The sequence below is a fragment of the Pseudomonas sp. 18175 genome (genome assembly GCF_050432925.1).
In the GTDB taxonomy this organism is placed as follows: domain Bacteria; phylum Pseudomonadota; class Gammaproteobacteria; order Pseudomonadales; family Pseudomonadaceae; genus Aquipseudomonas.
This window is the reverse complement of record NZ_JBKFTO010000009.1, coordinates 1-24,572: the sequence shown is the minus strand read 5'-3', so window position 1 is coordinate 24,572 and position 24,572 is coordinate 1. Positions and strand designations below refer to the sequence as shown.

The window sequence follows — 24,572 nt, the reverse complement described above, 5'->3', positions numbered from 1 at the left end:
CCTCAGGCAATGCTCGGCAGCACGATCTCGTCGCTGCGCTGCACCCCGGCGGTGAAAGCGCGGCACAGTTCCAGAAACTCGCGCATCGCCGAGGTCTGGTACTTCTGTTTATGCCAGATGAAATAAAACTGCCGGGCCAAGTCCAGGTCCGGGGTTTCCACCGGCACCAGGCTGCCGCGGCGGAACGCATCGCGCAGTGCCAGTCGTGAGATGCAGCCAATCCCCAATCCAGATTCCACGGCCCGCTTGATCGCCTCGGTGTGTTCCAGCTCCAGGCGAATGTTCAGCGCGCTGCGGTGATGGCGCATGGCCTGATCAAACGTCAGGCGCGTGCCAGAGCCCTGTTCCCGCAGGATCCATGCCTCATGGGTCAACTCATCCATGCTCGCCACGCCGCGCTTGGCCAGGTGATGCTGCGGTGCGCAAAACACCACCAGTTCATCCTCGACCCAGGTTTGCACCTCGATATCGGGGTGGCTGCAGTCGCCTTCGATTAGACCCAGATCAATTTCGTAGTGCGCCACCTGGTGCACGATATGGGCAGTGTTCTGCACATGCAGCTTCACCTGGCTCTCGGGATGTTGCTGCATGAAGCTGCCAATCAGCAGCGTGGCCAGGTAATTGCCGATGGTCAGCGTGGCGCCGACCGCCAGGGAGCCGAAGCCGGACTTGCCGTTGAGCAGGTCTTCGATCTCCTTGGCTTGGTCCAGCAGCGCCACGGCCTGCGGTAAAAGCTGATGACCGAGGGCGTTGAGGCTCAGCCGCTTGCCCGCGCGGTCGAATAATTGGCAGCTGGATTGGCGCTCCAGCTCGGTGATCGACGTGCTGGCGGCGGATTGCGATAAGGCCAGAAGGCCAGCAGCGCGTGAGACGCTTTCCTGCTGGGCGACGGCGACGAAGACTTGCAGTTGACGGAGAGTAAATCGCATATCGATATAACCGATAACCCTTATCTTAATAATCCAGTTAACAGATATTGTCGCCGCGATTAGAATGCGGTGCAATTGCGCGCCTCAAGACTGCGCAGACCCATTTCCAGGAGTCCCCCGTACATGAGCAACATGAACCACGAGCGTGTCCTCAGTGTTCACCACTGGAACGACACTCTGTTCAGCTTCAAGTGCACCCGCGATCCGGGCCTGCGCTTCGAGAACGGTCAGTTCGTGATGATCGGCCTGCAACAGCCCAACGGCCGCCCGCTCATGCGCGCTTACTCCATTGCCAGCCCGAACTGGGAAGAGCATCTGGAGTTTTTCAGCATCAAGGTGCCGGATGGCCCGCTGACTTCCCAATTGCAGCACTTGAAGGAAGGCGACGAGATCATCATCAGCAAAAAACCGACAGGCACCTTGGTGCTTGACGATTTGAAGCCGGGCAAACACCTGTACCTGCTCAGCACCGGCACTGGCCTCGCTCCATTCATGAGCGTGATCCAGGACCCGGAAACCTACGAGCGTTTCGAAAAAGTGATCCTGTGCCACGGCGTGCGTTACGTCAACGAAGTCGCCTACCGTGAATTCATCACCGAGCACCTGCCGCAGAACGAATTCTTCGGTGAGGCCCTGCGTGACAAGCTGATCTACTACCCAACCGTGACCCGTGAGCCGTTCGAAAACGAAGGCCGCCTGACCGACCTGATGCGCAGCGGCAAGCTGTTCACCGACATCGGCCTGCCGCCGATCAACCCCGAGGACGACCGCGCCATGCTGTGCGGCAGCCCGAGCATGTTGGACGAGACCAGCGAAGTGCTGAACAGCTTCGGCCTGAAAGTTTCGCCACGGATGCGTGAGCCGGGTGATTACTTGATCGAGCGTGCGTTCGTCGAGAAGTAACCTCGGGTTACTTGTAGGAGCGAGCTTGCTCGCGAAGGTCGCCAACGATAACGCTGGCATCCTGGATTAACGCGGTGAGTTTGCGTTTTTCGCGAGCAAGCTCGCTCCTACAGAGAATGCATTCGCAAAAAAAGCCCGCGCAGCCTTCACAGGCAGCGCGGGCTTTTTCGTTTGTGCGAGTTACTGCGCTGGAAGCACTTCCAGCACACAAATCACCCCAGCCTCGGGATAGTGCCAACGCACATCCACATCCCAGAACTGCGCACCATATTCCCGCTCAGGCCCAGGCGTCTGATATGCCGGCCGCGGGTCCTGGGCCAAACACTGCTCAATCAACGCCACCAACGGTTCATCCAACCGCTGGGCGTGGCTTTGCGCTTGGTGCAAGGCGGTCTTCAACCACTGCACGGGAATCAGTGCAGGCGCACCGCTGGCCATGTCATTGGTGGCGGTGTCAATGATGTCTGCGTACGGCACATACGGCTTGATATCCAGCACCGGCGTGCCATCGAGCAGGTCAATTCCGGAAATCCACAGCTTGCCCGGCTCCACCTTGTCCAGCTTCACCACCGACTGGCCGATGCCATTTGGGCGGTGGGTCGCACGGGTGGCAAACACGCCCATGGAGGTGTTGCCGCCCAGGCGCGGCGGGCGCACTTTAAGGCGTGGCTTATCTTCCAGGGCCTGATGGAACAGGAACAACAGCCACACGTGGCTGACCTGCTCCAGGCCCTGCACGGCCTCACCGCCGTCGAACGGCGCCACCAGTTCCAGCACGCCACGGGCGGCGGGCGCCAGTTGTGGTTGGCGCGGGATGGCGAACTTCTCCTTGAAACAGGAGCGTACGAAGCCGACGGGCGAGACCTGATAACTCATGGCTTACGCACGAACCCGCAGCGTCAGACCCTTGAGGAAGTTACGCAGCAACTGGTCGCCGCAGGTGCGGTAGTTGGTGTGGCCGAACTTGCGGAACAGCGCGCTCAGTTCTGGCTTGGACACCGGGAACTCGGCGGCCTTGAGGATGGCATGCATGTCGTCTTCTTTCAGTTCGAAGGCCACGCGCAGCTTCTTGAGGATGATGTTGTTGGTCACCGGGGTTTCAATCGGCTGCGGCGGACGACTTTCGTCCTTGCCACGCTTGAAGATCACCAGGCCATCGAGGAAATGCGCCATGACGTCGTCCGGGCAGAACACAAAGCCTTCTTCCTCATCTTTCTTGAGGTAGGTCAGCAGGTCTTCCTTGGTCACGTCCATGCCGCCGAGCTTGATGATCTCGACCATCTTGTTGTCGCTGATGTCGAGCATGTAGCGCACGCTACGCAGTACGTCGTTGTGAATCATGGTGGGTAATCCTGGTATTCAACTGAGGACACCGCGCAAATCTGGCGGTGTCGAGAAAGGGGAGCGGCTTAGAACTTCTCTTTTGCCGACAGGTAACGCCACTGGCCGACCGGCACCTTGCCGATGGACACGCCGCCGATGCGGATGCGGCGAATGGCGACGACCTTGAGGCCAACCGCTTCGCAGAACAGCGCGATCACGCCCGGCTGCGGGTTTTTCATGGCGAAGCGCAGGCGGTTTTCGTTCTGCCAGCTGGCTTTGACCGCCGGCAGTTCCTTGCCTTTGTAAGTCAGGCCGTGGTTCAGGCGGTTGAGGCCGTGGGCAACCATGTCGCCTTCGACTTCCACCACGTATTCCTGCTCGATCTTGGCGGCATCGGCGGTCAATTTGCGCAGAATCTTCCAGTCCTGGGTAAACACCAGCAGACCGCTGGCCTTGGCTTGCAGGTCGGCGCTGGCGGTCAGGCGCAGGAAGTGGCCCTTGAGCGGGCGCTTACCGAAGCGGTGTTCTTCGGAGAGGGTGTCGGCGCTGATGGTGGCCAGCGCGGTCTCGGCATCCACGCCGGCAGGGGCGTGCAGCAGAATGGTCACCGGCTCCGGCACGGTGGCCTTGGCGTCGGGGTCCAGCTCGACCTTTTGAGTGGTGACCTTAAACTGCGGCTCGTCGATCACTTCACCGTCCACCGAGACCCAGCCGCCTTCGATAAACAGCTCAGCCTCCCGACGGGAGCAACCGACCAGTTCGATAAGGCGTTTGGAGAGGCGTATGGGGTCAGTCATGACAAGGGCCGTAACAAAAGGGGGCAGCTATTGTACCTGTGTGGGGCCGGTTAATCCCGGCCCCATTTCAATTAGCCCTGGCGAGCTTGTTGCTGCACCTGGCGCAAACGCATGTGCAGCAACGGATAAGGTTGCCCCAGGCCATCATGCTCCGTACGTCCGACCACCTCGAACCCTTGCTTGAAGTAAAAGCCCAGTGCCTGCGGGTTCTGTTCGTTGACGTCGAGTTCATCGGCATTCATGTATTCGATGGCGTATTTCAACAATTGTCGGCCAAGCCCCTGGCCCCGATGCTGCGGGTCGATAAACAGCATCTCCACCTTGCCCGCCGCCACGCCGGCAAACCCGGTGATGCGCTGGCGCAGATCTTTGGTGCAGATCAACATCACGGAGTCCAAGTAACGCGTCAGCACCAGGTTCTTGAGCAACACGATGTAACTGTCTGGCAGGAAGTCATGGGTCGCTCTTACCGAGGCTTCCCAAATCCGCGCCAACTCCGTGTAGTCGCTGGTTTTAGGTGTATGGATAACCGAATGCTGACGCATGCCCGCTGCCCCTCAACAATAATGGTTGCTGGGCAAAACGATAGACGTAAAAAAGCCCCGCTTCTTGTCCAGAGGCAGGGCTTTTTCAATTTTTACCGACTCAGTCGCGCTTTTCCGCCCACAGGTCGTATTCGTCGGCATCTGTCACGGTGCACCAGACCTTATCGCCTGGCTTCAAACCGCTGGCATCGTCGATAAACACGTTACCGTCGATCTCCGGCGCATCGAAGAAGCAACGGCCAACCGCGCCTTGCTCATCAACTTCGTCGATCAATACTTCGATTTCCTTGCCAATGCGCAGTTGCAGGCGCGCCGAGCTGATCGCCTGTTGGTGCGCCATGAAACGCTCCCAACGGTCTTGCTTGACGTCGTCCGGCACCACGGCCAGGTCCAGCAGGTTGGCCGGGGCGCCTTCAACCGGCGAGTACTGGAAGCAGCCGACGCGGTCCAGCTGCGCTTCGGTCAGCCAGTCCAGCAGGTACTGGAAGTCTTCTTCGGTTTCGCCGGGGAAGCCGACGATGAAGGTGGAGCGGATGATCAGCTCCGGGCAGATCTCGCGCCAGTTCTTGATACGCGCCAAGGTCTTGTCTTCGAAAGCCGGGCGTTTCATCGCCTTGAGTACTTTCGGGCTGGCGTGCTGGAACGGGATGTCCAGGTACGGCAGGATCTTGCCGGCGGCCATCAACGGGATCAACTCGTCCACGTGCGGGTACGGGTAAACGTAATGCAGACGCACCCACACACCCAGGCTGCTCAGGGCTTCGCAAAGTTCGGTCATGCGGGTTTTCACCGGCGCGCCGTTCCAGAAGCCGGTACGGTATTTCACGTCGACGCCGTAGGCGCTGGTGTCCTGGGAGATCACCAACAGCTCTTTTACGCCGGATTTGACCAGGCGCTGGGCCTCGTCCAATACATCACCCACCGGGCGGCTGACCAGCTTGCCGCGCATCGACGGGATGATGCAGAAGCTGCAACTGTGGTTGCAGCCTTCGGAAATCTTCAGGTACGCGTAGTGACGCGGGGTCAGCTTGATGCCTTGGGGCGGCACCAGGTCGATCAGCGGGTTGTGGTCCTGACGCGGCGGCACGACTTCGTGCACGGCGTTGACCACCTGCTCGTACTGCTGCGGACCAGTCACGGCCAGCACGCTTGGGTGCACGTTGCGGATATTGCCTTCTTCCACACCCATGCAGCCGGTAACGATGACCTTGCCGTTTTCCTTGATCGCTTCGCCGATCACTTCCAGGGACTCAGCCTTGGCCGAGTCGATAAAGCCGCAGGTGTTGACCACCACCACGTCCGCGTCCTGGTAAGTGGACACGACGTCGTAACCTTCCATACGCAGTTGCGTAAGGATGCGCTCGGAATCGACGAGTGCCTTCGGGCACCCCAGGGAAACAAAGCCAACCTTGGGGTTGGCTTTTGCGATGGTGGTGGACATGTCTAACCTCGGTATTGAATGACGCCGCCAGTCGGGCACGACAAGGCGGTAGACGGGCACTTGGTGTGCCTCTGATCAAAAAGTGCGCAATTCTAGCGACGGGCAACGCACTTGACCAGCTTTATGCGGGGAAATGCGACGAGTGTGGCGCTATAAAATTCACCAATGACTACGCGAACAATTCAGCATGGCTGCCCAAGTCCACAAAGGTGATCAGGTCAGCCCGCGAGTTCTCATAAATCATCAGAAAATCACCGCCGATATGGCATTCCCTGAAACCGTCCCAATTCCCAGTGAGCGCATGGTCGCGATACTCGGCGGGCAGTTGTTCGCCCAAGAAGAGCATTACCATCACTGTACGGACTTCATTCATATCTCGGCGTCCTGCCCGCTTATAGCGTTCCCAGGACTTTTTAAATTCAGGCGTCTGTGCGCACTGCTTTGGCAGATCAGCGCGTTTTTGCTTCTTTTCCGGTTTCGCCATCAACATCCCTTAGCATGTCGTCGATCGACTCAAATTGGTGACGAATCTCGCGCGCTTGCGCCATGGCGCGGGCGGTTTTTTCTGAAGGGACACGCACCTCAAAGGGCAGGCCCTGTGTTGTAACGACCTGCCGCAGAAAAAGACGCATGGCATCACTGAGGCTAAGCCCGCAGGCATTAAGCACGGCAGTCGCCCGCTCTTTTAGATCCTCGTCAATGCGGCAGCGCACGTCAGTGGTTTTCAACAATGTGGACATATCCTGACTCCTTCACAAAAAATGTAGCTACATTGTGGCTACGCTTTGAGTATGGCTTCTGTTAACGAAGTTGATCAAACGCTTTTTGTGCTGATGACGAGGTTAGGCATTCCATGCGTCGGAAAACGCAGGGGAGGAAAATATCGCTGGCGCTCAATAACTTCAATACAGGCAAAAAGCTTCCAAATTCCGCCATCTTTTTTGCGTAACGCGCTTGAGCAGAGAAATGCACCGACTGCTGCGCTATGCTTCGCGCCGTTGCACACGGGTAGAACCCCGAGGTCAATAAAACGTCTGTTACGAGAAGTAAAACAGCGCATGCTACGGTCAGCTAAGGCGCGCTGTTTATAAAAGACCTCAGGTCAAAAGGCAGGAGTGGTTGATGGGTCAGGCAAGTAGTCCGGCGGCAGGCGCCGAGCATTCCACCGCAAAGCCGATTGGCATGCTGGTGGCAGCGGTCGGGGTGGTTTACGGCGATATCGGGACCAGCCCGCTCTACACCCTCAAAGAGGTGTTCAACGGCGGTTACGGGGTGCAGGTCAACCATGACGGCGTCTTGGGGATTCTGGCGCTGATTTTCTGGTCGCTGATCTGGGTCGTGTCGATCAAATACATGCTGTTTGTACTGCGCGCTGACAACCAGGGCGAAGGCGGCATCATGGCCCTGACGGCGTTGGCGCGGCGGGCGGCGGGGGAGCGCAAGAAGCTGCGCAATTTCCTGGTGGTGTGCGGCTTGTGCGGCGCGGCGCTGTTCTACGGTGACAGCATGATCACCCCGGCGATTTCCGTATTGTCGGCGGTTGAGGGCCTGGAGTTGGCGTTCGACGGTCTGGAGAAATGGGTCGTGCCCATCGCCCTGGTGGTGCTGGTGGCGCTGTTCCTGATCCAGAAGCACGGCACCGACCAGATCGGCAAGCTGTTCGGGCCGGTGATGGTGACCTGGTTCCTGGTGCTGGGTGGGCTGGGTGTGTATGGCATCACCCTGCACCCTGAAGTGCTCAGTGCTATGAACCCGATGTGGGCCGTGCGCTTCTTCGAGGCACACCCGGGCATTGGCGTGGCCATCCTCGGTGCGGTGGTGCTGGCACTGACCGGCGCCGAAGCCCTGTATGCCGACATGGGTCACTTTGGCCGCAAGCCCATTGCCCGCGCCTGGTTCATTCTGGTGTTGCCAGCCCTGGTGCTCAATTACTTCGGCCAAGGCGCCATGCTGCTGGGCGATCCGGAAGCCGCACGCAACCCGTTCTACCTGCTGGCACCGAGCTGGGCGCTGATCCCGCTGGTGGTGTTGTCCACCCTGGCCACTGTGATCGCGTCCCAGGCGGTGATCTCCGGCGCGTTCTCGCTGACTCGCCAGGCGATCCAGTTGGGCTACATCCCGCGCATGCATATCCAGCACACCTCCAGCGCCGAGCAGGGCCAAATCTATATTGGCGCGGTGAACTGGTCGCTGATGGTGGGCGTGATCCTGCTGGTTTTGGGCTTCGAGTCCTCCAACGCGCTGGCGTCGGCCTACGGCGTGGCGGTGACTGGGACCATGTTGATGACGACCATCCTGGTGTCCGCCGTCATGTTGCTGCTGTGGAAGTGGCCACCGATATTGGCGGTACCAGTGCTGGTCTGCTGCCTGTTGGTGGACGGCCTGTACTTTGCCGCCAACGTGCCGAAGATCATCCAGGGCGGCGCCTTCCCGGTGCTGGCGGGGATCGTGCTGTTCGTACTGATGACCACCTGGAAGCGCGGCAAGCAATTGCTGGTGGAGCGCCTCGACGAAGGCGGCCTGCCGCTGCCGATCTTTATCAGCAGCATCCGCGTACAGCCGCCCCATCGCGTACAGGGCACGGCGGTGTTCCTCACCGCCCGCCCAGACGCCGTGCCCCACGCGCTGTTGCACAACCTGCTGCATAACCAGGTGCTGCATGAACAAGTGGTGTTGCTGACAGTCGTTTATGAAGATATCCCACGGGTGCCGGTGGAGCGGCGCTTCGAAGTGGACTCCTTTGGTGACGGCTTCTTCCGCGTCATCCTGCATTTCGGCTTCACCGATGAGCCGGACGTGCCCGAAGCGCTGAAGCTATGCCATCTGGATAACCTGGATTTCAGCCCGATGCGCACCACCTACTTCCTCAGCCGCGAGACGGTCATCGCCTCGCGCATCAAGGGCATGGCGCGCTGGCGCGAGAGTCTGTTCGCCTTCATGTTGAAGAACGCCAACGGTAACCTGCGCTTCTTCAAACTCCCGGTAAACCGGGTGATCGAGCTGGGCACCCAGGTCGAAATGTAAGCGTTGGCAGCACGGGAGCCGGCAATCGGCTCCCGCTTTGCTTCTGAACCCTGTGCAATCGGGCGTTGTCGACTAGGCTCTGTAGGAGCGAGCTTGCTCGCGAAAAACGTCAACGGTAACGCGTAAATCCTGGATGGACGCGGCGACATTGAGGCCTTCGCGAGCAAGCTCGCTCCTACAGAAGTGCCCACAGAACCCAGAAGAGGTGCGCCATGAGTCAGCTGCTCGAACCCTATACCCTGCGCCAATTGACCCTGCCCAACCGCATTGCGGTGTCGCCGATGTGCCAATACTCCTCTGAAGATGGCCTAGCCAATGACTGGCACCTGGTGCACCTCGGCAGCCGCGCCGTGGGCGGTGCCGGGCTGATTTTTACCGAGGCCACTGCGGTGACCGCCGATGGCCGCATCACGGCCCAAGACCTGGGCCTATGGAACGACGCCCAGATCGAACCGCTGCAACGCATCACTCGGTTTATCGCGGCCCAAGGCGCCGTGGCGGGCATCCAACTGGCCCACGCCGGGCGCAAGGCCAGCACCCACCGGCCGTGGATCGGCAAGCACGGCAGCGTCAAGCCCGAAGACGGTGGCTGGACGCCGGTGGGCCCATCGCCGATTGCTTTCGACCCCCAGCACACCCAACCCAAGCAATTGGATGCAGGGCAGATCCAGCAAGTGATCGCCGACTTTGTCGCCGCTGCAAAACGCGCGTTGACCGCCGGTTTCGAGGTGGTCGAGATCCACGCCGCCCATGGCTACCTGCTGCATCAATTCCTCTCTCCCATCAGCAACCAGCGCCAGGACCAATACGGCGGCTCGTTTGAAAACCGTATCCGGTTGGTGTTGCAGGTTACCCAAGCGGTGCGCGAAGTATGGCCCCAGGAGCTGCCGCTGTTTGTACGGGTGTCCGCCACCGACTGGGTGGAAGACGGCTGGAACCCCGACGAAACCGTGGAGCTGGCGCGCCGCCTCAAAGACCTCGGCGTAGACCTGATCGACGTGTCCTCTGGCGGCACTGCCGCCAATGCCGAAATCCCCACCGGCCCCGGCTACCAGACACGCTTTGCCGAGCGTGTGCGCAAGGAGTCGGGCATCGCCACCGGCACCGTTGGCATGATCACCGAACCGGCCCAGGCCGAGCACATCCTGCGCACTTGCCAGGCCGATATCATCTTTTTGGCTCGGGAGCTGCTGCGTGATCCGTACTGGCCGCTGCATGCCGACGATGACCTGGGCGGCCGCAAGGCGATCTGGCCGGCACAATACCAACGGGCCACTCACCGTGATCAGCCGATCCATGAGTCTGACTTGAGGGATTGAGCCTACAGACGCTGCACCAGAACCCACTCTTATCCGGTGGGTTTTTTATTACCTGTAGAGTGAGATATGCCTGTAGGTATTTGTTACCGCAGTAGTTTTTTAAGTGAATACTCTAAAAAAATCCCACAGTGGGCGAGATAGTTTCTACGCTTAGGGTGAGTCTGATTTCTGGCCCAGGGAGTCAGTGTGTTTGCCCGCTGAGGCATTGCGCGTCACGGGTGGCGGGTGGTGGGCACCAGGAGTGTTTGATTGATATCAGGAGTAGCAATCCATGGCCAAGTCCTATGGTGTGGCGGGTGCAGTGGCGTCATTTCTCACCCGCAGGTTGTCCTTGCGTGGCCGCAGGTTGAGTCTGGAAGAGGCAGAGTTGGTGGCGCAGTACCGTGCGCTGACCGAGAGTGATCAGGTAGCGATGCGGTATCTGATTGGGGCGATGAGGAGTGTGTCGCGGTTCTAGACCCTCTAAAACAGTGGGAGCAGTTGCTGCTCCCACTTTTTGCATCAGCTGTACTTACGCTGTTCTGGCGCCGGCGGGAAGTACTGGTACAACCAGGTCTCGCTCAAGGTGCGGTCCTGAGTGCGGATAAACAAACGCAGTTCCACCGGCTCCACGCTGTCGCTGGTGGGGTACCAGTCAAACAGAATGCGATAGCCCTTGATGTTATCCAGCACCAGCACGCTGAAATCCTTCACCTCACCGTGAGAACAGGTCACCACCGGTTCGATCCCGGTGCCGGCCGGCAGGCGATCCAGGCCGCCGCCCTTGAAGTCCACGGCAAAACGACGGGCCCACACCTCTGGGTAGTGCTCGCCCGGGGCCCAGCCTTCGGTAAAACCGCCCATGCCCGAACGGGTGGCATCGACCTGCGCCAACGGCGTGCTTACCGGTGGCAGGGCGCTCCAGTACAGCTTGTAGCCGTAGTTGAGCGAGTCGCCAGCGGCCACGGGTTTTTTCGGGGTCCAGAAGGCCACGATGTTGTCCAGGGTTTCGCCGGTGGTGGGGATTTCCAGCAGGTCGATGGAGCCTTCGCCCCAGGCGGTGGTCGGCTCGACCCACAGGCTTGGGCGCTTGCTGTACCAGTCCACGGTGTCCTGGTAGCTGGCGAACTCATGGTCGGTCTGCACCAGGCCGAAGCCTTTCGGGTCTTTATCGGCGAAGGCGTTGAACTGCAACTTGGCCGGGTTGTTCAGCGGACGGCAGATCCACTCGCCGTTGCCGCGCCACATGGCCAGGCGGTCCGAGTCGTGGATTTGTGGGTGGATGGTGTCGCACATGCGGCGCTCATGGGTGCCACAGCTGAACATGCTGGTCATCGGTGCGATGCCCAGTTGTTCGATGGTAGTACGCGCATTGATATGGGCATCGATGGCCATCACCACCTGGTTGGCCTGGCAGTCGATATCGAAGCGATAGGCACCGGTGGCGCTTGGCGAGTCGAGCAGGGCGTAGACCACGAAGCGGGTAGCATCCTTGTCTGGGGTTTCGAACCAGAACTGCGTGAAGTCAGGGAACTCCTCGCGCTTTTTCGCGTAGGTATCGATGGCCAGGCCACGGGCGGACAGGCCGTATTGGCCGGTGGAATCCACTGCGCGGAAGTAGCTGGCGCCAAGAAACGACAGCACGTCATGGCGATCCAACTCCGGCGCCTTGAACAGCTTGAAGCCAGAGAAACCCAGGTCGCCGGTGAGCTGCTTGGTGTCCACCGTGGTTTTTTCATAGTTGAACAGTGAAGGGCGGAAATGCACCTCGCGGGATGCGCGGGTCTTGGGGTCGACGCTGTGCATGCGCACCGGCGTCTTGAAACCCATGCCCACGTGGAAGAACTGCACGTCCAGTTGACCGTTCAATTCTTTCCACAGTGAATGCTGGCCGTCATAGCCGATGGCGTTGAAATTCTGCGGAGTCATGGTCGCCAACGTGGGCGGCAGCACTTGCTTGGTGTCTTTATACGCGGTGCCGGCCAGTTGCTTGGCCTGGGCTTTGAGCGTTTCAAAATCGAACGACACGGCCTTGCCATCGGCAGCACGGTTCCCGGCCCACGCCTGTGCGGCGAGCAGGCCGCTGGCCGATAAACCGGTGTAAGCCGCAATGGCCATGGACGCTTTGAGCAAATTCCTGCGGTGCATAGAGACAACCTGTCGTGAGCAAATCCCGCGCCGTTCCTGGCGCGTAGCGGATAAGAAATTACGGTTCGGACATGCCTTCGGCCAAACGCAACGGACAATAAACAGACGCCGGATAGCTTAAGCGGTTCGATGACGTAGGAAAAATGATTGATAGCGGGGTGATGGCGTTGCATGTGAAACAAGACGTTTCCNATGGCTTCAAGACCAACCTGATCGGCACGCCACAGCAGATCGCCGAGCGCATTGTCGCGCTCAAGGCCGTGGGCGTGGATTTGGTGCTGGCGGGTTTCCTGCACTTTCAGGAAGAAGTGGAGTACTTCGGCAAGCGCGTGTTGCCGCTGGTACGTGAGCTGGAAGCCAAGGCTGGGATCAAGCAGGTGGCGTGATCGACGCTTTACGCGATTTGTAGTGAGCGGGCTTGCCCCGCGCTGGGTGGCGAAGCCGCCCAGCGCGGGGCAAGCCCGCTCACTACAAAGTGGCCATCAGTGCTTGAACATTACGTGCCGTACGCTGGTGTAGTCCTCCAACCCATACATCGACATATCCTTGCCATACCCCGACAGTTTCTGACCGCCGTGGGGCATCTCACTGACCAGCATGAAGTGGGTATTCACCCAGGTGCAGCCGTACTGCAAGCGCGCCGCCAGCCGATGGGCGCGCCCCACATCGGCGGTCCACACCGACGACGCCAGCCCGTAGTCCGAATCGTTGGCCCAGCCCAGCACCTGCGCCTCATCGCTGAACGGGGTTACCGACACCACCGGCCCGAACACCTCGCGGCGCACAATCTCATCGTCCTGCTGCGCATCGGCCAGCACGGTTGGCTCAAAGAAGAACCCATCGCCCGCCACCGCCTTGCCACCTGTTACCAGGCGAATATGCGGCTGCGCCACAGCGCGCTCGACAAAACCGGCGACCCGGTCGCGATGTTGCGCGGTAATCAGCGGGCCCAACTCGGTAGCCGGGTCATCCTGCAAACCGTACTTGATGCTTGCCACCGCCGCGCCAAGCTTCTCGACGAACGCATCGTAGATGCCGGCCTGGGCATAAATCCGGCACGCCGCCGTGCAATCCTGCCCGGCATTGTAGAAACCAAAGGTACGAATGCCTTCCACAGCGGCATCAATATCCGCGTCATTGAAGATGATCACCGGCGCCTTGCCGCCCAGTTCCATGTGCATGCGCTTCACGCTGTCGGCGGTGCTGGAAATAATATTTGCGCCGGTGGCGATGGAACCGGTCAACGACACCATGCGCACTTTCGGATGGTTCACCAGCGGGCTGCCCACTGTCGGCCCACGGCCGAACACCAGGTTGAGTACACCCGCCGGGAAAATCTCCGATGCCAGCTCCACCAAACGCAACGCCGTCAGCGGGGTTTGTTCCGACGGTTTTAGCACCACGGTATTACCGGCGGCCAAGGCGGGGGCGATTTTCCACGCGACCATCATCAACGGGTAGTTCCACGGCGCAATCGAGGCGATCACACCCACCGGGTCACGACGGATCATCGACGTATGCCCCGGCAAGTATTCGCCACCGGCCGAGCCACTCATGCAGCGGCTGGCCCCGGCAAAGAAGCGGAACACGTCGGCAATTGCCGGAATCTCATCGTTCAGCGCGGCGCTGTAGGGCTTGCCGCAGTTATCCGACTCCAACCTGGCCAGTTCTTCGCCGTGGGCTTCGATTGCGTCTGCCAGTTTCAGCAGCAGCAAGGATCGGTCCTTGGGCGCAGTCTGCGACCAGCTTTCAAAGGCTGCATCCGCCGCACGCACGGCGGCATCCACCTGGGCTTCGCTGGCCTCGTTGATCTGCACGATCACTTGGCCTAGCGACGGGTTCAACACCGGCTGGGCCGGACCTTCACCGGCCACCAACTGGCCATTGATCAAGAGTTTGATTTGCATGGTGGTTCTCCACTTGTTGCACAAAATTCAGAGCGCAGCTTCCGGCGCCGGGCGTTGGAAGGCGCGGGTCATGAACGCCAGGTACAGGCCGCCGAGCAGCAGCCACAGGCAGCCGAGGATCAGCGCGTCCTTGTCCAGGCTGATCAGCATCCACGCGGAGGTGGTGGCGCCGATCAACGGGCAGATCACGCCACGAAACACGCCGGGCTGGTCGCCAACCACCTTGTCGAAGGTCAATTTCAATGCGCACAGGTTCACCGAGGTAAACGCCAGGAACGCACCGAAGTTCACCAGGGACGTGGCGGTGGCGATGGTCAGGCCCAGGCCGACAAACCCGAACACGCCGGCCAGCAGGATGTTGAACACCGGGGTCTTGAAGCGCGGGTGCAGCACGCCGAACAGCGCACGCGGCAACAGGTTGTCGCGACCCAAGGCAAACAGCAGGCGCCCGACGCTGGCCTGGAAGGACAGGCCAGCGGCAAAGTGCGCCAGGATGATGCCCGCCAATACCACGGTGAAGAACAGGTCACCGCCGATCATCTTGGCGATCTCGAACGCGGCGCCGTCGATATTGGCGAACTCCGGCAGCGGGTGCGCCATGTACATGAAGTACGCCGCACCCACATACACCGTGCCGCCGATAAGGGCCACCAGCAGGATTGCCTGGGGAATGGTTTTTTTCGGGTTGACGGTTTCTTCGCTCAAGGTCGACAACGCATCGAAGCCCAGGAACGAGTAGGCCGCAATCGCCGCGCCCGCCATGGTCGCCGAGAACGGCACTTGGGCATTGAAGAACGGCTTGGCCGACAACAGGCCGCCCACGCCATTGGCCGCCGACACGTAGTGCCAGCACAGGGCGATAAACACCACGATGATCGAGATCTGCACCAGCATCAGAAAAATGTTGAAGCGGTTGGCGATCTGAATGCCAAGGATGTTCAGCAGCGTGGTCGACACAATAAACGCCGCGATCCAGCACCACTGCGGCACATCGGGAAAGGCCAGGGCCAGGTAGCTGGCGCCCAGCAGCCAGATCAGCATCGGGATAAAGAAGTAATCCAGCAGCGCCGCCCAACCCACCATAAAGCCGAAGTTGGCGTTGAGCATTTTGCGCGTGTAGGTGTAGGCCGAGCCCGCCACCGGAAACACGCGCACCATGCGCCCGTAGCTCAACGCGGTGAAAAATACCCCGATGGAGGCCACTAGGTAGGACAGCGCCACGGTGTTCTGGCTGGCCTCGGCGATCACGCCGTAGGTGCCGAATACAATCAGCGGGGCAATAAAGGCCAGGCCAAACAGCACCACGGAAACCGGGCCGAGGGTTCGTTTCAAATGTTCAGTGTCAGTGCTCATTGCGAAGGCTCTTAATGTCAGGAGGCGTAATGAAAGGCGTCGCGGATGACTTGGAGATAACTCTCCACGGTCATGGGCTTGGCGTTACTGGCATCGGAAATATTGCTCTTGGACTTTTCGGCGATGGTCAGGAAGTCTTCCTCACGCACGCCCTTCACCTCGCTGAAACTCGGAATGCCCAATTCCCGGCTCATGTTGAACAGCCGCTCCACCGCTGCTTGCGCGGCGTCGGCGGCGTTGAGGTTGGGGTCGATACCCAGCGCGTAGGCCACATCGGCGTGCCGTTCCAGGTCGGCATCGCGGTTATGGCTGAACACGAACGGTAGGAAAATCGCGTTGCCCACGCCATGGGGCGTGTCGTACATGCCGCCGATGGCTTCAGAGATGCAGTGCACACTGGCGATGTCGGCGTTGCCGAAGGCCATGCCGGCAATCAGGCTGGCCACCAGCATCTGTTCGCGGGCGTTGAGGTTGTCGGGCTCGCGCACGGCGGGCAGCAGATGACGGCTGATCAGGCGGATCGCATGCAGGGCCAGGCCATCGCTGATGGGGTTGGCCGGCTTGCCGGTGTAGGCCTCGATGGCGTGGGTCAGTGCATCCATCCCGGTGCTGGCGGCAATGGCCGGTGGCAGGGTGGCAGTGATGTTGGAGTCCAGCAGCGCCAATACCGGGCCGAGGCGGTAGTCCAGCAGGCTCATTTTGAAGTGGCGCTGGGTGTCGGTGATCACCGAGAAGAACGTCACTTCGCTGCCGGTGCCGGCGGTGGTGGGGATGGCGACAATCGGCAGTACCGCATGCTTGAGGGTGAACGCGCCTTCGTAGTCTTCAACCTTGCCTTCGTGGGTCAACAGCACGCTGATGGCCTTGGCCGCGTCCATCGCACTGCCGCCGCCCACGGCCAGCAGGCCGTCGATGCCGGTGTTGCGAAAGCGCTCGGCGGCGCGGTTGCAGTCCTCGCTGCGGGGGTTGGGCTTGACGTCGCTGATTTCATCGAAGCGAATGCCCGCTTGGTTCAGGCTGGTGTAGATGTCTTCCAGCAGGCCGGCGTTTTTCACCCCGGCATCGGTCACCAGCAACACATGTTTGAGCCCCAGCGGCTGCAAATGCTCGGCGGTACGTGCACGCAGGCCGGGCTCCATGACAATTTTGGTAGGAAGTAGAAACTGGAATTGCATGGGATTGGCTCCTTGAAAAAACCGTTATTTACCGCCACTACCGGCCACGCTTTCACCACCGCGTGTCAGGTAGTAGGCACCGAGAATCGGGAACATCGTCACCAGCATCACCAGCATGGCGACCACGTTGGTCACCGGCACATCCCGTGGGCGGCTCAGTTGGTTGAGCAGCCACAGCGGCAAGGTGCGTTCATGGCCGGCGGTGAAGGTGGTGACGATGATTTCGTCGAACGACAGCGCAAAGGCGAGCATGCCGCCGGCCAGCAGTGCCGAGCCCAGGTTGGGCAGGATGATGTAGCGAAAGGTCTGCCAGCCGTCGGCGCCCAGGTCCATCGAGGCTTCGATGAGGCTGTGGGAGGTGCGGCGCAGGCGGGCGATGACGTTGTTGTAGACGATCACCACGCAGAAGGTCGCGTGGCCGACGATGATGGTGAACATGCCGGGCTCGATGCCCAGGGTCTTGAAGGTCGCCAGCAACGCGATACCGGTGATGATCCCCGGCAGCGCAATCGGCAGGATCAGCATCAGCGACACGCCTTGCTTGCCGAAGAACTCCCGGCGATACAACGCCGCCGAGGCCAGCGTACCCAGCACCATGGCAATCAACGTGGCGATGGCCGCGATCTGCAATGACAGCTTGATCGCCTCCAGCACGTCCGGCCGCGCAAAGGCCACGCTGAACCACTTCAAGGTGAAACCCTGGGGTGGAAAGCTGAACGCGGCTTCTTCGGTGTTGAAGGCGTAGAGGAAGATGATCAGGATCGGGAAGTGCAAAAACACCAACCCGCCCCAGGCGGCAATGCGCAAACCGATAGACGCTTTGTCAGAGTGCATCGAAGGCCCCCAGGCGTTTGACGATGGACAGGTAGATCGCGATCAGCACGATGGGCACCAGGGTGAACGCCGCCGCCATGGGCATATTGCCGATGGCGCCTTGCTGGGCGTACACCATGCCGCCGACGAAGTACCCCGGCGGGCCCACCAGCTGCGGCACGATGAAATCCCCCAGGGTCAGCGAGAACGTGAAGATGGAACCGGCGGCAATCCCCGGCACCGACAACGGCAGAATCACCTGCAGGAAGGTCTGGCGCGGCTTCGCGCCAAGGTCGGCCGAGGCTTGCAGCAACGACGGCGGCAACCGCTCAAGTGACGCCTGGATCGGAAGAATCATGAACGGCAGCCAGATATAGACGAACACCATGAACCGCCCCAGGTGCGAGGTGCTCAGGGTGCTGCCACCCACACCGGGAATGCCCAACACGAACTGCAACACCGGCTCCAGCCCCAGGTGCTGCACAAACCATTGCGCCACGCCGCCCTTGGCCAGCAGCAAGGTCCAGGCGTACGCCTTGACGATGTAGCTGGCCCACATCGGCATCATCACGGCGATGTAGAAAAACGCCTTGGTCTTGCCCGTGGTGTAGCGCGCCATGTAGTAGGCGATGGGAAAGGCGACGATGGCGCTGGCGATGGACACCCCAATCGCCATGCTCAAGGTGCGCAGGATGATGTCGAAGTTCGACGGCTGGAACAGCGCGGCGAAGTTGGCCAGGGTCAGGTCCGGGGTGACCGCCATGGTGAAGTCATCGAAGGTGTAGAAACCTTGCCACAGCAAGGTCAGCAACGAGCCCAGGTAAATCGCGCCGAACCAGATCAGTGGCGGTACCAGCAACATCGCCAGGTACAGGTTGGGCTTGCGGTACAGCAGGTTGGAAAACCTGCGCATCGGCGCTTGGGAAAGGGCAGGGCTCATGTCACACCTCGCCTGCGCTGTCGGTCAGCGGGGTCATGGCTTCGCGCGCCCAACGGGCGGTGATCGGCTGGCCGATCTGGTGGCCGCAGCTGATGTCCAGCCATTGGTGGTTGGCCTGGCTGATATTCAGCGTCTGGCCGTTTTCCAGTGTCAGCTCGTAGCGGGTGGCGCTGCCCTGGTATTGGATGTCGTGCAGCACACCGCTGATTTCTACGTCGTTGGCACCCAACGGGCCTTCGGCAAAGCGTACGTGTTCGGGCCGAATCGAGAAGGGTTGGGTGCTGCCGCTGAGACGTTGGGCCAACTCGCCGCGAATCACGTTGGAGGTGCCGACGAACTCGGCGACAAACGCCGTGGCCGGCTTCATGTACAGGTTGCGCGGGGTGTCGACCTGCTCGATACGGCCCTTGTTGAACACCGCCACACGGTCGGACATCGACAGCGCTTCGGTCTGGTCGTGGGTCACGAAAATAAAGGTGATGCCCAGCTGGCGTTGCAGCTTTTTCAGTTCGCTTTGCATCTGCTCGCGAAGCTTGAGGTCAAGCGCCCCCAGCGGTTCATCCAACAGCAGTACCCGTGGGCGATTGACCAGCGCACGGGCCAGGGCCACGCGCTGGCGCTGGCCGCCGGAGAGCTGCACCGGCTTGCGGTCGCCGTAGCCGTTGAGGGCGACCATGCCCAAGGCTTCTTCGGCGCGATTGAGGCGTTCGGCCTTGGCCACGCCTTTGACTTTCAGGCCATAGGCCACGTTGTCGCGCACATTCATATGGGGGAACAGCGCGTAGTCCTGGAACACCGTGTTCACATCGCGCTGGTACGGCGGCAAACCGGCGGCTTCGGCGCCATGGATGCGGATCGAGCCCGCGCTGGGTTGCTCGAACCCAGCGATCAGGCGCAGGCAGGTGGTCTTGCCGGACCCAGAGGGGCCGAGCATGGAAAAGAACTCGCCGTCCTGGATATCAATGGAGACCCGGTCCACGGCTTTGACATCGCCGAAGTGACGGCTGACGTGAGTGAATTGAACTGCAAGCGTCATGGTGCGGAGCTCCGAAAAAGCAGGGGTCGTCGCAGCGGCCCGGTGAGGCTTCTGGACAGTAAACTCGGTTCTGAATCTGACTCGGTCCAAATGTGGGAGCGGGCTTGCTCGCGAATGCGGTACATCAGACATACATGTGTCAACTGACACACCGCATTCGCGAGCAAGCCCGCTCCCACATTGGATTCAGGTCGCCAGTGACACCTCAGCGCCCACCCATGATCGCAATGTAATCCTGGGTCCAACGGCTATACGGCACGAACTTGCCGCCTTCAGCCTGCGGGGTTTTCCAGAAGGCGATCTTGTCGAACTGGTCGAAACCGTTGGTCTTGCACCCTTCGGCACCCAACAGTTCGCTTTCTTTACACGCCGCAGGCACCGCCGGCAGCGAGCCGAACCATGCCGCCACATCGCCCTGAACCTTGGGTTGCAGCGACCAATCCATCCACTTGTAGGCGCAGTTGGGGTGCTTGGCCTCGCTGTGCAACATGGTGGTGTCGGCCCAGCCGGTGGCGCCTTCCTTGGGGATGGTCGAAGCGATCGGCTGTTTCTCGTTCTGCAAGCCGTTGACCTGGTACGGCCAGGCGCTGGAGGCCACCACGCCTTCGTTTTTGAAGTCACTCATTTGCACGGTGGTGTCGTGCCAGTAGCGGTGGATCAACGGTTGCTGGACGCGCAACAGGTCGAGCACGGCTTTGTACTGGGTTTCGGTCAATTCATAGGGGTTCTGGATGCCCAATTCCGGCTTGGCGCTTTTGAGGTACAGCGCCGCGTCGGCGATGTAGATCGGGCCGTCATAGGCTTGCACGCGGCCTTTGTTCGGCTTGCCGTCTGGCAGGTTTTGCGCCTCGAACAGCACGTTCCAACTGGTGGGCGGGGTTGTGAACACGTTGGTGTTGTACATCAACACGTTCGGGCCCCACTGGTACGGGGTGCCGTAGGTCTGCTGGCCGACCACGTACCACGGCGCATCCTTGAGGCGCGGGTCGATGGACTTCCAGTTGGGGATCAATGCGGTGTTGATCGGTTGCACGCGCTTGCCGCCGATCAGGCGCAGCGACGCATCGCCGGATGCGGTCACCAGGTCATAACCGCCCTTGGCCATCAGGCTGACCATTTCGTCCGAGGTGGCGGCGGTTTTCACATTCACTTTGCAGCCGGTTTCCTTCTCGAAACCGGTAACCCAGTCGTAGGCCTTGTCGCTTTCGCCCCGCTCGATATAGCCGGGCCAGGCGACGATATCCAACTGGCCTTCGCCGGCACCGACCGCTTTGAGCGGTTCGGCAGCCTGCAGGCTGGCGCTGGCCAGCAGCGCGGTAGTCAAGGCACTGAGCAGTGCGGTCGTGTGCGCGGACATAGGGGTTCCCTCTTCTTTAATTATGGTCGGGGCAGTGTGTGAAACCGGTCACGCAAAAAGCTTAGTTGTTGTTTTTAGAGATGCTGGCCGTGGCGCGCCATGATGTGGCGCACCACGCTGTAGTCCTGTAGCGAATCGCTGGACAGATCCTTCCCATACCCTGAGCGCTTCAACCCGCCGTGTGGCATTTCACTCACCAGCATGAAGTGGCTGTTGATCCAAGTGCAGCCGTATTGCAGGCGCGCCGCCACTTGCATGGCCTTGTCCAGGTTTTGGGTCCAGACCGAGGAGGCCAGGCCGTATTCGGAGTCGTTGGCCCAGTCCACCGCCTGTTCCAGTTCTTCGAAGCGGGTCACGGTGACCACTGGGCCGAACACTTCGCGCTGCACGATTTCATCGCTTTGCTTGCAACCAGCGAGCAGGGTGGGCTGGTAATAGAAGCCCGCACCGGAATGCACGGCGGCACCGGTGATGCGTTCGATGTGCGGCTGGCCGAGGGCGCGTTCGACAAAACTGGCCACGCGGTCGCGTTGGCGCGTGCTGATCAGCGGGCCGAGTTCGTTGTCGGCGTCACGCTTGCCGGCAAAACGCAGGCTGCTGACCGCCGCCCCCAACTCGGCGACCAACGTGTCGTGGATCCCCGCCTGGGCGTAGATGCGGCACGCGGCGGTGCAATCCTGGCCGGCGTTGTAGTAACCATAGGCGCGTACGCCTTCGACCACCGCTTGCAGGTCGGCGTCGTTGCACACGATCACCGGCGCCTTGCCGCCCAGTTCCAGGTGCGTGCGCTTCAGGGTCTTGGACGCGGCTTGCAGGATCTTCTGCCCGGTGACGATATCGCCGGTCAGCGAGACCATGCGCACTTTGGGATGGCTGACCAGATGACTGCCCACGCCTTCGCCACCGCCACACAAGATGTTGATCACGCCGCGCGGCAGCAGTTGGCTGAGGGCAGGGGCCAGCGCCAGGATCGACAGCGGCGTGTGTTCCGACGGCTTGAACACCAGGGTATTACCGGCGGCCAGCGCTGGCGCGATCTTCCACGCGGCCATCATCAACGGGTAGTTCCACGGCGCAATTGACGCCACCACACCGATTGGGTCTCGGCGCACCATGCTGGTGTAGCCCGGCAGGTATTCGCCGCTGAGCTGGCCGGTCTGGCAACGTACGGCACCGGCAAAGAAGCGGAACACGTCCACCGTGGCACTCAAGTCATCCTGGCGCGCCAAGTGCAATGGCTTGCCGCAGTTCAGGGATTCCAGGCGGGCCAGGTAGTCGGCTTGTTGTTCGATGGCGTCGGCGATGGCCAGCAGAATGTTCGAACGTTGCTGCGGCGTGGTGCGCGACCAGCCGGTAAAGGCACGGTAGGCGGCAAGGATCGCGGCTTCGACCTGCTCGGTGCTGGCTTCAGCGATCTGGGTCAGTACTTCGCCGGTGGCCGGATTGAGGATCGGCTCGACGAAACCCTGGCCCTGGACCAGTTCGCCGTCGATCAGCAACGCAGTAAGCAGCGGGGTGGGCGCGCCGGACATTTTTCGCGATCTCTTTTGTTGTTCGATCATGGGCGTTCTCTTACGAGGCGCCTGACCTTCTCCTACGGGATCAGCAGAGACTAGTGGTCAAGCGCGAGGTCAACAAATACTAAATACTGAATGCAGCATTCGATTAAATAGATGGCTTGCGTGGGTGGGGCTGTTCGCGGGCTACCGTGAGGAACGGGTCTACCAGCGCAGGCCGCGCCGTGCCACGGCGCCAGGCCAGGCCGACGTCGAGGGTCTGGCTAAGGTCAGCAATGGGCCGTGCTTCAATAATGTCGCCCTCAAGTGACCAGGGGCGGTAGGTCATGTCCGGTTGGATCGACACGCCCAGGCCCGCCGCCACCAGGCTTCGCACCGCTTCGGTGGACGCCGTGCGCAGGGTGACGCGCGGTTGCAGGCCCGCGCCGGTCCACAGGCGTTGGGCGCTCTGGCCCATTTCATCCACGTTCAACTGGATCAGCGGCTCACGCGCCACGTCGGCGAGATTAATGCTGTCGTGCTCCAGCAGCGGGTGTTGCGCCGGTAGCCACAGGCGGTGGGGCGAGTGGGTGAGCACTTCGGTTTGCAGGGCGTGGCGGTCTTCGAGGTTGGAGAGGATCAGCACGCCCACATCGATCTCGCCGCTCACCAGCAAGTGCTCGATGTAGGGGCGCTCATCCTCCATGACGCGGATCTCCACATTGGGGTAGGCGCGCTGGAAACGGGTGAGCAAATCGGCCAGGTAATAGCCGGCCACCAGGCTGGTCACGCCGATGATCAACTGCCCGGCCACTTGGTCGGTGCTCTGTTGCAGGCTGCGCTTGGCGTTGTCGACAGTCGCGAGGATCAGGTGCGCCTGGCGCAGGAACTGATGGCCCTGGTGGGTCAGGGTCATACCCTTGGCATGGCGGTTGAACAGGGTGACGCCGATTTCCTGTTCCAGTTGCTGGATCGCCAGGGTCAGGGTGGACTGGGAAATAAACGCGGTTTGCGCGGCCGCAGAGATCGAGCCGGTCTCGGCCACGGCGATGAAATGCCGGATTTGACGCAACGTCATCATGCTGGAAGTACCAGTGGGGTGTTTTTATCGATTTGCCCGAGTGTATATCGATTTATGCGAACGTCAGCGGCGTTACATCTGGAAGCACTCTAGAACAGGGTTTTTTGGCACTTAGTTTTACGCTGGGGGCCTATTGCTCCTACGAACCCAAGTGCCTGGAGGCCGCGAATGAATACCCGTGGATTGCTCGATCAACTGCTCAAATCTGGCCAGGACATGCTGCAAAACAAGGCCGGCGGCCAGAGTAAACAGGACGATAAAGGTGCGCTGGGCGGCTTGCTCGGCGGTGGTGGCCTGGGAAGCTTGCTCGGTGGCGCGGGCGGTGGTGCCCTGGCGGCCGGCGCCATGGGCCTGCTGCTGGGCAACAAGAAAGCCCGCAAATTCGGTGGCAAGGCTCTCACCTATGGCGGTCTGGCGGCGTTGGGCGTCATTGCCTACAAGGCTTACGGCAACTGGCAGGCGCAACAGGCCAATGCGCCCAAAGGCGAGCCGCAAACCATCGACCGCCTGCCACCGGCCCAGGTTGAGCAACACAGCCAGGCCATCCTCAAGGCCCTGGTCGCCGCCGCCAAGGCCGATGGACACGTCGACGAGCGCGAACGCACGCTGATCGAAGGCGAGTTCACCAAGTTGGATAACGACCGCGAACTGCAAAACTGGCTGCACGCCGAACTCAACAAACCCCTCGACCCAGCCGACGTGGCCCGCGCCGCGAACACCCCGGAAATGGCCGCCGAGATGTACATCGCCAGCGTCATGCTGGTGGATGAGGAAAACTTTATGGAAAAGGCCTACCTCGACGAACTCGCCCGGCAGCTCAAGCTTGAGCCGGGCCTTAAGGCCGAGTTGGAAAAACAGGTGCGTCTGAACGCCTGAATGCCAGTTCGTTAAGTGCAACACGGCCTCTGTGGTGAGCGGGCTTGCCCCGCGCTGGGCTGCGAAGCAGCCCGAATGAGAACGCCGTGTAGTGCCAGGCACTGCGCGGTGTAAGGTTTAGGGCCGCTTC

General features: G+C 60.8%; 23 protein-coding genes and 1 pseudogene. 6 read left to right on the top strand and 18 right to left on the bottom strand.

Annotated features, from left to right (window positions below):
- Nucleotides 1-2 precede the first annotated feature (2 nt).
- Nucleotides 3-929, bottom strand: coding sequence for a LysR family transcriptional regulator (locus tag ACLD1Y_RS14090; RefSeq protein WP_010212678.1), 927 nt, complete (start codon nt 927-929; stop codon nt 3-5).
- A gap of 123 nt (nt 930-1,052) precedes the next feature.
- On the opposite strand from ACLD1Y_RS14090, the gene fpr reads away from it, so the two are divergent.
- The gene (gene fpr / locus ACLD1Y_RS14085) at nt 1,053-1,832 is read left to right on the top strand and encodes a ferredoxin-NADP reductase (RefSeq protein WP_003231344.1); all 780 of its coding nucleotides are present in this window, start codon (nt 1,053-1,055) and stop codon (nt 1,830-1,832) included.
- Between the two features lie 180 nt (nt 1,833-2,012).
- Here fpr and tsaA read toward each other — a convergent pair whose 3' ends face one another.
- The 7 genes from tsaA to ACLD1Y_RS14050 all read right to left on the bottom strand — a co-directional run bounded on the left by tsaA (nt 2,013) and on the right by ACLD1Y_RS14050 (nt 6,678).
- Nucleotides 2,013-2,708 (bottom strand): tRNA (N6-threonylcarbamoyladenosine(37)-N6)-methyltransferase TrmO, encoded by a 696-nt coding sequence (gene tsaA / locus ACLD1Y_RS14080; protein WP_429478526.1) that lies wholly within the window; start codon nt 2,706-2,708, stop codon nt 2,013-2,015.
- 3 nt (nt 2,709-2,711) lie between these two features.
- Nucleotides 2,712-3,173, bottom strand: a complete 462-nt coding sequence (locus tag ACLD1Y_RS14075; protein ID WP_003189058.1) for a DUF1456 family protein — start codon at nt 3,171-3,173, stop codon at nt 2,712-2,714.
- Between the two features lie 68 nt (nt 3,174-3,241).
- Nucleotides 3,242-3,952 (bottom strand): rRNA pseudouridine synthase, encoded by a 711-nt coding sequence (locus ACLD1Y_RS14070; RefSeq protein ID WP_429478525.1) that lies wholly within the window; start codon nt 3,950-3,952, stop codon nt 3,242-3,244.
- Between the two features lie 71 nt (nt 3,953-4,023).
- The gene (locus ACLD1Y_RS14065; protein ID WP_429478524.1) at nt 4,024-4,497 is read right to left on the bottom strand and encodes a GNAT family N-acetyltransferase; all 474 of its coding nucleotides are present in this window, start codon (nt 4,495-4,497) and stop codon (nt 4,024-4,026) included.
- Nucleotides 4,498-4,597: 100 nt separating this feature from the next.
- Nucleotides 4,598-5,938, bottom strand: coding sequence for a 30S ribosomal protein S12 methylthiotransferase RimO (gene rimO, locus ACLD1Y_RS14060; RefSeq protein WP_003231334.1), 1,341 nt, complete (start codon nt 5,936-5,938; stop codon nt 4,598-4,600).
- Between the two features lie 169 nt (nt 5,939-6,107).
- Nucleotides 6,108-6,422, bottom strand: a complete 315-nt coding sequence (locus tag ACLD1Y_RS14055) for a type II toxin-antitoxin system YafQ family toxin (RefSeq protein WP_429478523.1) — start codon at nt 6,420-6,422, stop codon at nt 6,108-6,110.
- The gene (locus ACLD1Y_RS14050; RefSeq protein WP_429478522.1) at nt 6,388-6,678 is read right to left on the bottom strand and encodes a type II toxin-antitoxin system RelB/DinJ family antitoxin; all 291 of its coding nucleotides are present in this window, start codon (nt 6,676-6,678) and stop codon (nt 6,388-6,390) included. Before ACLD1Y_RS14050 ends, ACLD1Y_RS14055 begins: the two co-directional genes overlap by 35 nt.
- Before the next feature lie 382 nt (nt 6,679-7,060).
- On the opposite strand from ACLD1Y_RS14050, the gene ACLD1Y_RS14045 reads away from it, so the two are divergent.
- From ACLD1Y_RS14045 to ACLD1Y_RS14035, 3 genes are all read left to right on the top strand, one after another.
- Nucleotides 7,061-8,962 (top strand): potassium transporter Kup, encoded by a 1,902-nt coding sequence (locus ACLD1Y_RS14045; protein ID WP_429478521.1) that lies wholly within the window; start codon nt 7,061-7,063, stop codon nt 8,960-8,962.
- A 212-nt stretch (nt 8,963-9,174) separates the two neighbouring features.
- Entirely contained in the window at nt 9,175-10,281 is a 1,107-nt protein-coding gene (locus tag ACLD1Y_RS14040) for an NADH:flavin oxidoreductase/NADH oxidase (protein WP_429478520.1), read from the top strand.
- 271 nt (nt 10,282-10,552) lie between these two features.
- Nucleotides 10,553-10,738: a hypothetical protein gene (locus tag ACLD1Y_RS14035; RefSeq protein ID WP_429478519.1), complete on the top strand. Its 186-nt coding sequence runs from the start codon at nt 10,553-10,555 to the stop codon at nt 10,736-10,738.
- 44 nt (nt 10,739-10,782) lie between these two features.
- Here the strand turns inward: ACLD1Y_RS14035 and ACLD1Y_RS14030 are convergent, their stop codons facing one another.
- A complete protein-coding gene (locus tag ACLD1Y_RS14030; protein ID WP_429478518.1) occupies nt 10,783-12,408 on the bottom strand; it encodes a glucan biosynthesis protein D in 1,626 nt (541 codons plus the stop codon).
- Nucleotides 12,409-12,602: 194 nt separating this feature from the next.
- Between ACLD1Y_RS14030 and ACLD1Y_RS14025 the strand changes: the two are divergent.
- Nucleotides 12,603-12,794: pseudogene (locus ACLD1Y_RS14025) on the top strand (dimethylsulfone monooxygenase SfnG); the annotation flags it as partial.
- A 96-nt stretch (nt 12,795-12,890) separates the two neighbouring features.
- On the opposite strand, the gene ACLD1Y_RS14020 reads toward ACLD1Y_RS14025, so the two are convergent.
- The 9 genes from ACLD1Y_RS14020 to ACLD1Y_RS13980 all read right to left on the bottom strand — a co-directional run bounded on the left by ACLD1Y_RS14020 (nt 12,891) and on the right by ACLD1Y_RS13980 (nt 23,566).
- Nucleotides 12,891-14,315 (bottom strand): gamma-aminobutyraldehyde dehydrogenase, encoded by a 1,425-nt coding sequence (locus ACLD1Y_RS14020; protein WP_429478517.1) that lies wholly within the window; start codon nt 14,313-14,315, stop codon nt 12,891-12,893.
- Nucleotides 14,316-14,342: 27 nt separating this feature from the next.
- Nucleotides 14,343-15,668 (bottom strand): APC family permease, encoded by a 1,326-nt coding sequence (locus ACLD1Y_RS14015; RefSeq protein ID WP_429478516.1) that lies wholly within the window; start codon nt 15,666-15,668, stop codon nt 14,343-14,345.
- 17 nt (nt 15,669-15,685) lie between these two features.
- On the bottom strand, nt 15,686-16,843 hold the full coding sequence (locus ACLD1Y_RS14010; protein WP_429478515.1) for an iron-containing alcohol dehydrogenase: 1,158 nt from the start codon (nt 16,841-16,843) through the stop codon (nt 15,686-15,688).
- 24 nt (nt 16,844-16,867) lie between these two features.
- Nucleotides 16,868-17,677, bottom strand: a complete 810-nt coding sequence (locus tag ACLD1Y_RS14005) for an ABC transporter permease (protein WP_429478514.1) — start codon at nt 17,675-17,677, stop codon at nt 16,868-16,870.
- The gene (locus ACLD1Y_RS14000; protein WP_429478513.1) at nt 17,667-18,596 is read right to left on the bottom strand and encodes an ABC transporter permease; all 930 of its coding nucleotides are present in this window, start codon (nt 18,594-18,596) and stop codon (nt 17,667-17,669) included. The genes ACLD1Y_RS14005 and ACLD1Y_RS14000 overlap by 11 nt, the downstream gene beginning before the upstream one ends.
- Before the next feature lies 1 nt (nt 18,597).
- Nucleotides 18,598-19,632 carry an ABC transporter ATP-binding protein gene (locus tag ACLD1Y_RS13995; protein WP_429478512.1) on the bottom strand — a complete coding sequence of 345 codons (1,035 nt, stop codon included), beginning with the start codon at nt 19,630-19,632 and terminating at the stop codon, nt 18,598-18,600.
- A gap of 205 nt (nt 19,633-19,837) precedes the next feature.
- Entirely contained in the window at nt 19,838-20,989 is a 1,152-nt protein-coding gene (gene ydcS, locus ACLD1Y_RS13990; RefSeq protein WP_429478511.1) for a putative ABC transporter substrate-binding protein YdcS, read from the bottom strand.
- 74 nt (nt 20,990-21,063) lie between these two features.
- Nucleotides 21,064-22,521 carry a gamma-aminobutyraldehyde dehydrogenase gene (locus ACLD1Y_RS13985; protein WP_429478704.1) on the bottom strand — a complete coding sequence of 486 codons (1,458 nt, stop codon included), beginning with the start codon at nt 22,519-22,521 and terminating at the stop codon, nt 21,064-21,066.
- Nucleotides 22,522-22,654: 133 nt separating this feature from the next.
- Nucleotides 22,655-23,566, bottom strand: a complete 912-nt coding sequence (locus tag ACLD1Y_RS13980; protein ID WP_429478510.1) for a LysR family transcriptional regulator — start codon at nt 23,564-23,566, stop codon at nt 22,655-22,657.
- Nucleotides 23,567-23,734: 168 nt separating this feature from the next.
- Between ACLD1Y_RS13980 and ACLD1Y_RS13975 the strand changes: the two genes are divergently transcribed.
- A complete protein-coding gene (locus tag ACLD1Y_RS13975) occupies nt 23,735-24,442 on the top strand; it encodes a tellurite resistance TerB family protein (protein WP_429478509.1) in 708 nt (235 codons plus the stop codon).
- Nucleotides 24,443-24,572: the final 130 nt, after the last annotated feature.

Coding starts and splice junctions, on each gene's coding strand:
- ACLD1Y_RS14035 (WP_429478519.1), top strand. CDS start 10,553: ATGGCCAAGTCCTATGGTGTGGCGGGTGCAGTGGCGTCATTTCTCACC.
- ACLD1Y_RS13980 (WP_429478510.1), bottom strand. CDS start 23,566: ATGATGACGTTGCGTCAAATCCGGCATTTCATCGCCGTGGCCGAGACC.
- ACLD1Y_RS13975 (WP_429478509.1), top strand. CDS start 23,735: ATGAATACCCGTGGATTGCTCGATCAACTGCTCAAATCTGGCCAGGAC.
- ACLD1Y_RS14065 (WP_429478524.1), bottom strand. CDS start 4,497: ATGCGTCAGCATTCGGTTATCCATACACCTAAAACCAGCGACTACACG.
- ACLD1Y_RS14020 (WP_429478517.1), bottom strand. CDS start 14,315: ATGCAAATCAAACTCTTGATCAATGGCCAGTTGGTGGCCGGTGAAGGT.
- ACLD1Y_RS14015 (WP_429478516.1), bottom strand. CDS start 15,668: ATGAGCACTGACACTGAACATTTGAAACGAACCCTCGGCCCGGTTTCC.
- ACLD1Y_RS14090 (WP_010212678.1), bottom strand. CDS start 929: ATGCGATTTACTCTCCGTCAACTGCAAGTCTTCGTCGCCGTCGCCCAG.
- ACLD1Y_RS14045 (WP_429478521.1), top strand. CDS start 7,061: ATGGGTCAGGCAAGTAGTCCGGCGGCAGGCGCCGAGCATTCCACCGCA.
- fpr (WP_003231344.1), top strand. CDS start 1,053: ATGAGCAACATGAACCACGAGCGTGTCCTCAGTGTTCACCACTGGAAC.
- ACLD1Y_RS14075 (WP_003189058.1), bottom strand. CDS start 3,173: ATGATTCACAACGACGTACTGCGTAGCGTGCGCTACATGCTCGACATC.
- ACLD1Y_RS14040 (WP_429478520.1), top strand. CDS start 9,175: ATGAGTCAGCTGCTCGAACCCTATACCCTGCGCCAATTGACCCTGCCC.
- ACLD1Y_RS14030 (WP_429478518.1), bottom strand. CDS start 12,408: ATGCACCGCAGGAATTTGCTCAAAGCGTCCATGGCCATTGCGGCTTAC.
- tsaA (WP_429478526.1), bottom strand. CDS start 2,708: ATGAGTTATCAGGTCTCGCCCGTCGGCTTCGTACGCTCCTGTTTCAAG.
- ACLD1Y_RS13985 (WP_429478704.1), bottom strand. CDS start 22,521: ATGTCCGGCGCGCCCACCCCGCTGCTTACTGCGTTGCTGATCGACGGC.
- ACLD1Y_RS14005 (WP_429478514.1), bottom strand. CDS start 17,677: ATGCACTCTGACAAAGCGTCTATCGGTTTGCGCATTGCCGCCTGGGGC.
- ACLD1Y_RS14050 (WP_429478522.1), bottom strand. CDS start 6,678: ATGTCCACATTGTTGAAAACCACTGACGTGCGCTGCCGCATTGACGAG.
- ACLD1Y_RS14000 (WP_429478513.1), bottom strand. CDS start 18,596: ATGAGCCCTGCCCTTTCCCAAGCGCCGATGCGCAGGTTTTCCAACCTG.
- ydcS (WP_429478511.1), bottom strand. CDS start 20,989: ATGTCCGCGCACACGACCGCACTGCTCAGTGCCTTGACTACCGCGCTG.
- ACLD1Y_RS14070 (WP_429478525.1), bottom strand. CDS start 3,952: ATGACTGACCCCATACGCCTCTCCAAACGCCTTATCGAACTGGTCGGT.
- ACLD1Y_RS14055 (WP_429478523.1), bottom strand. CDS start 6,422: ATGGCGAAACCGGAAAAGAAGCAAAAACGCGCTGATCTGCCAAAGCAG.
- ACLD1Y_RS14010 (WP_429478515.1), bottom strand. CDS start 16,843: ATGCAATTCCAGTTTCTACTTCCTACCAAAATTGTCATGGAGCCCGGC.
- ACLD1Y_RS13995 (WP_429478512.1), bottom strand. CDS start 19,632: ATGACGCTTGCAGTTCAATTCACTCACGTCAGCCGTCACTTCGGCGAT.
- rimO (WP_003231334.1), bottom strand. CDS start 5,938: ATGTCCACCACCATCGCAAAAGCCAACCCCAAGGTTGGCTTTGTTTCC.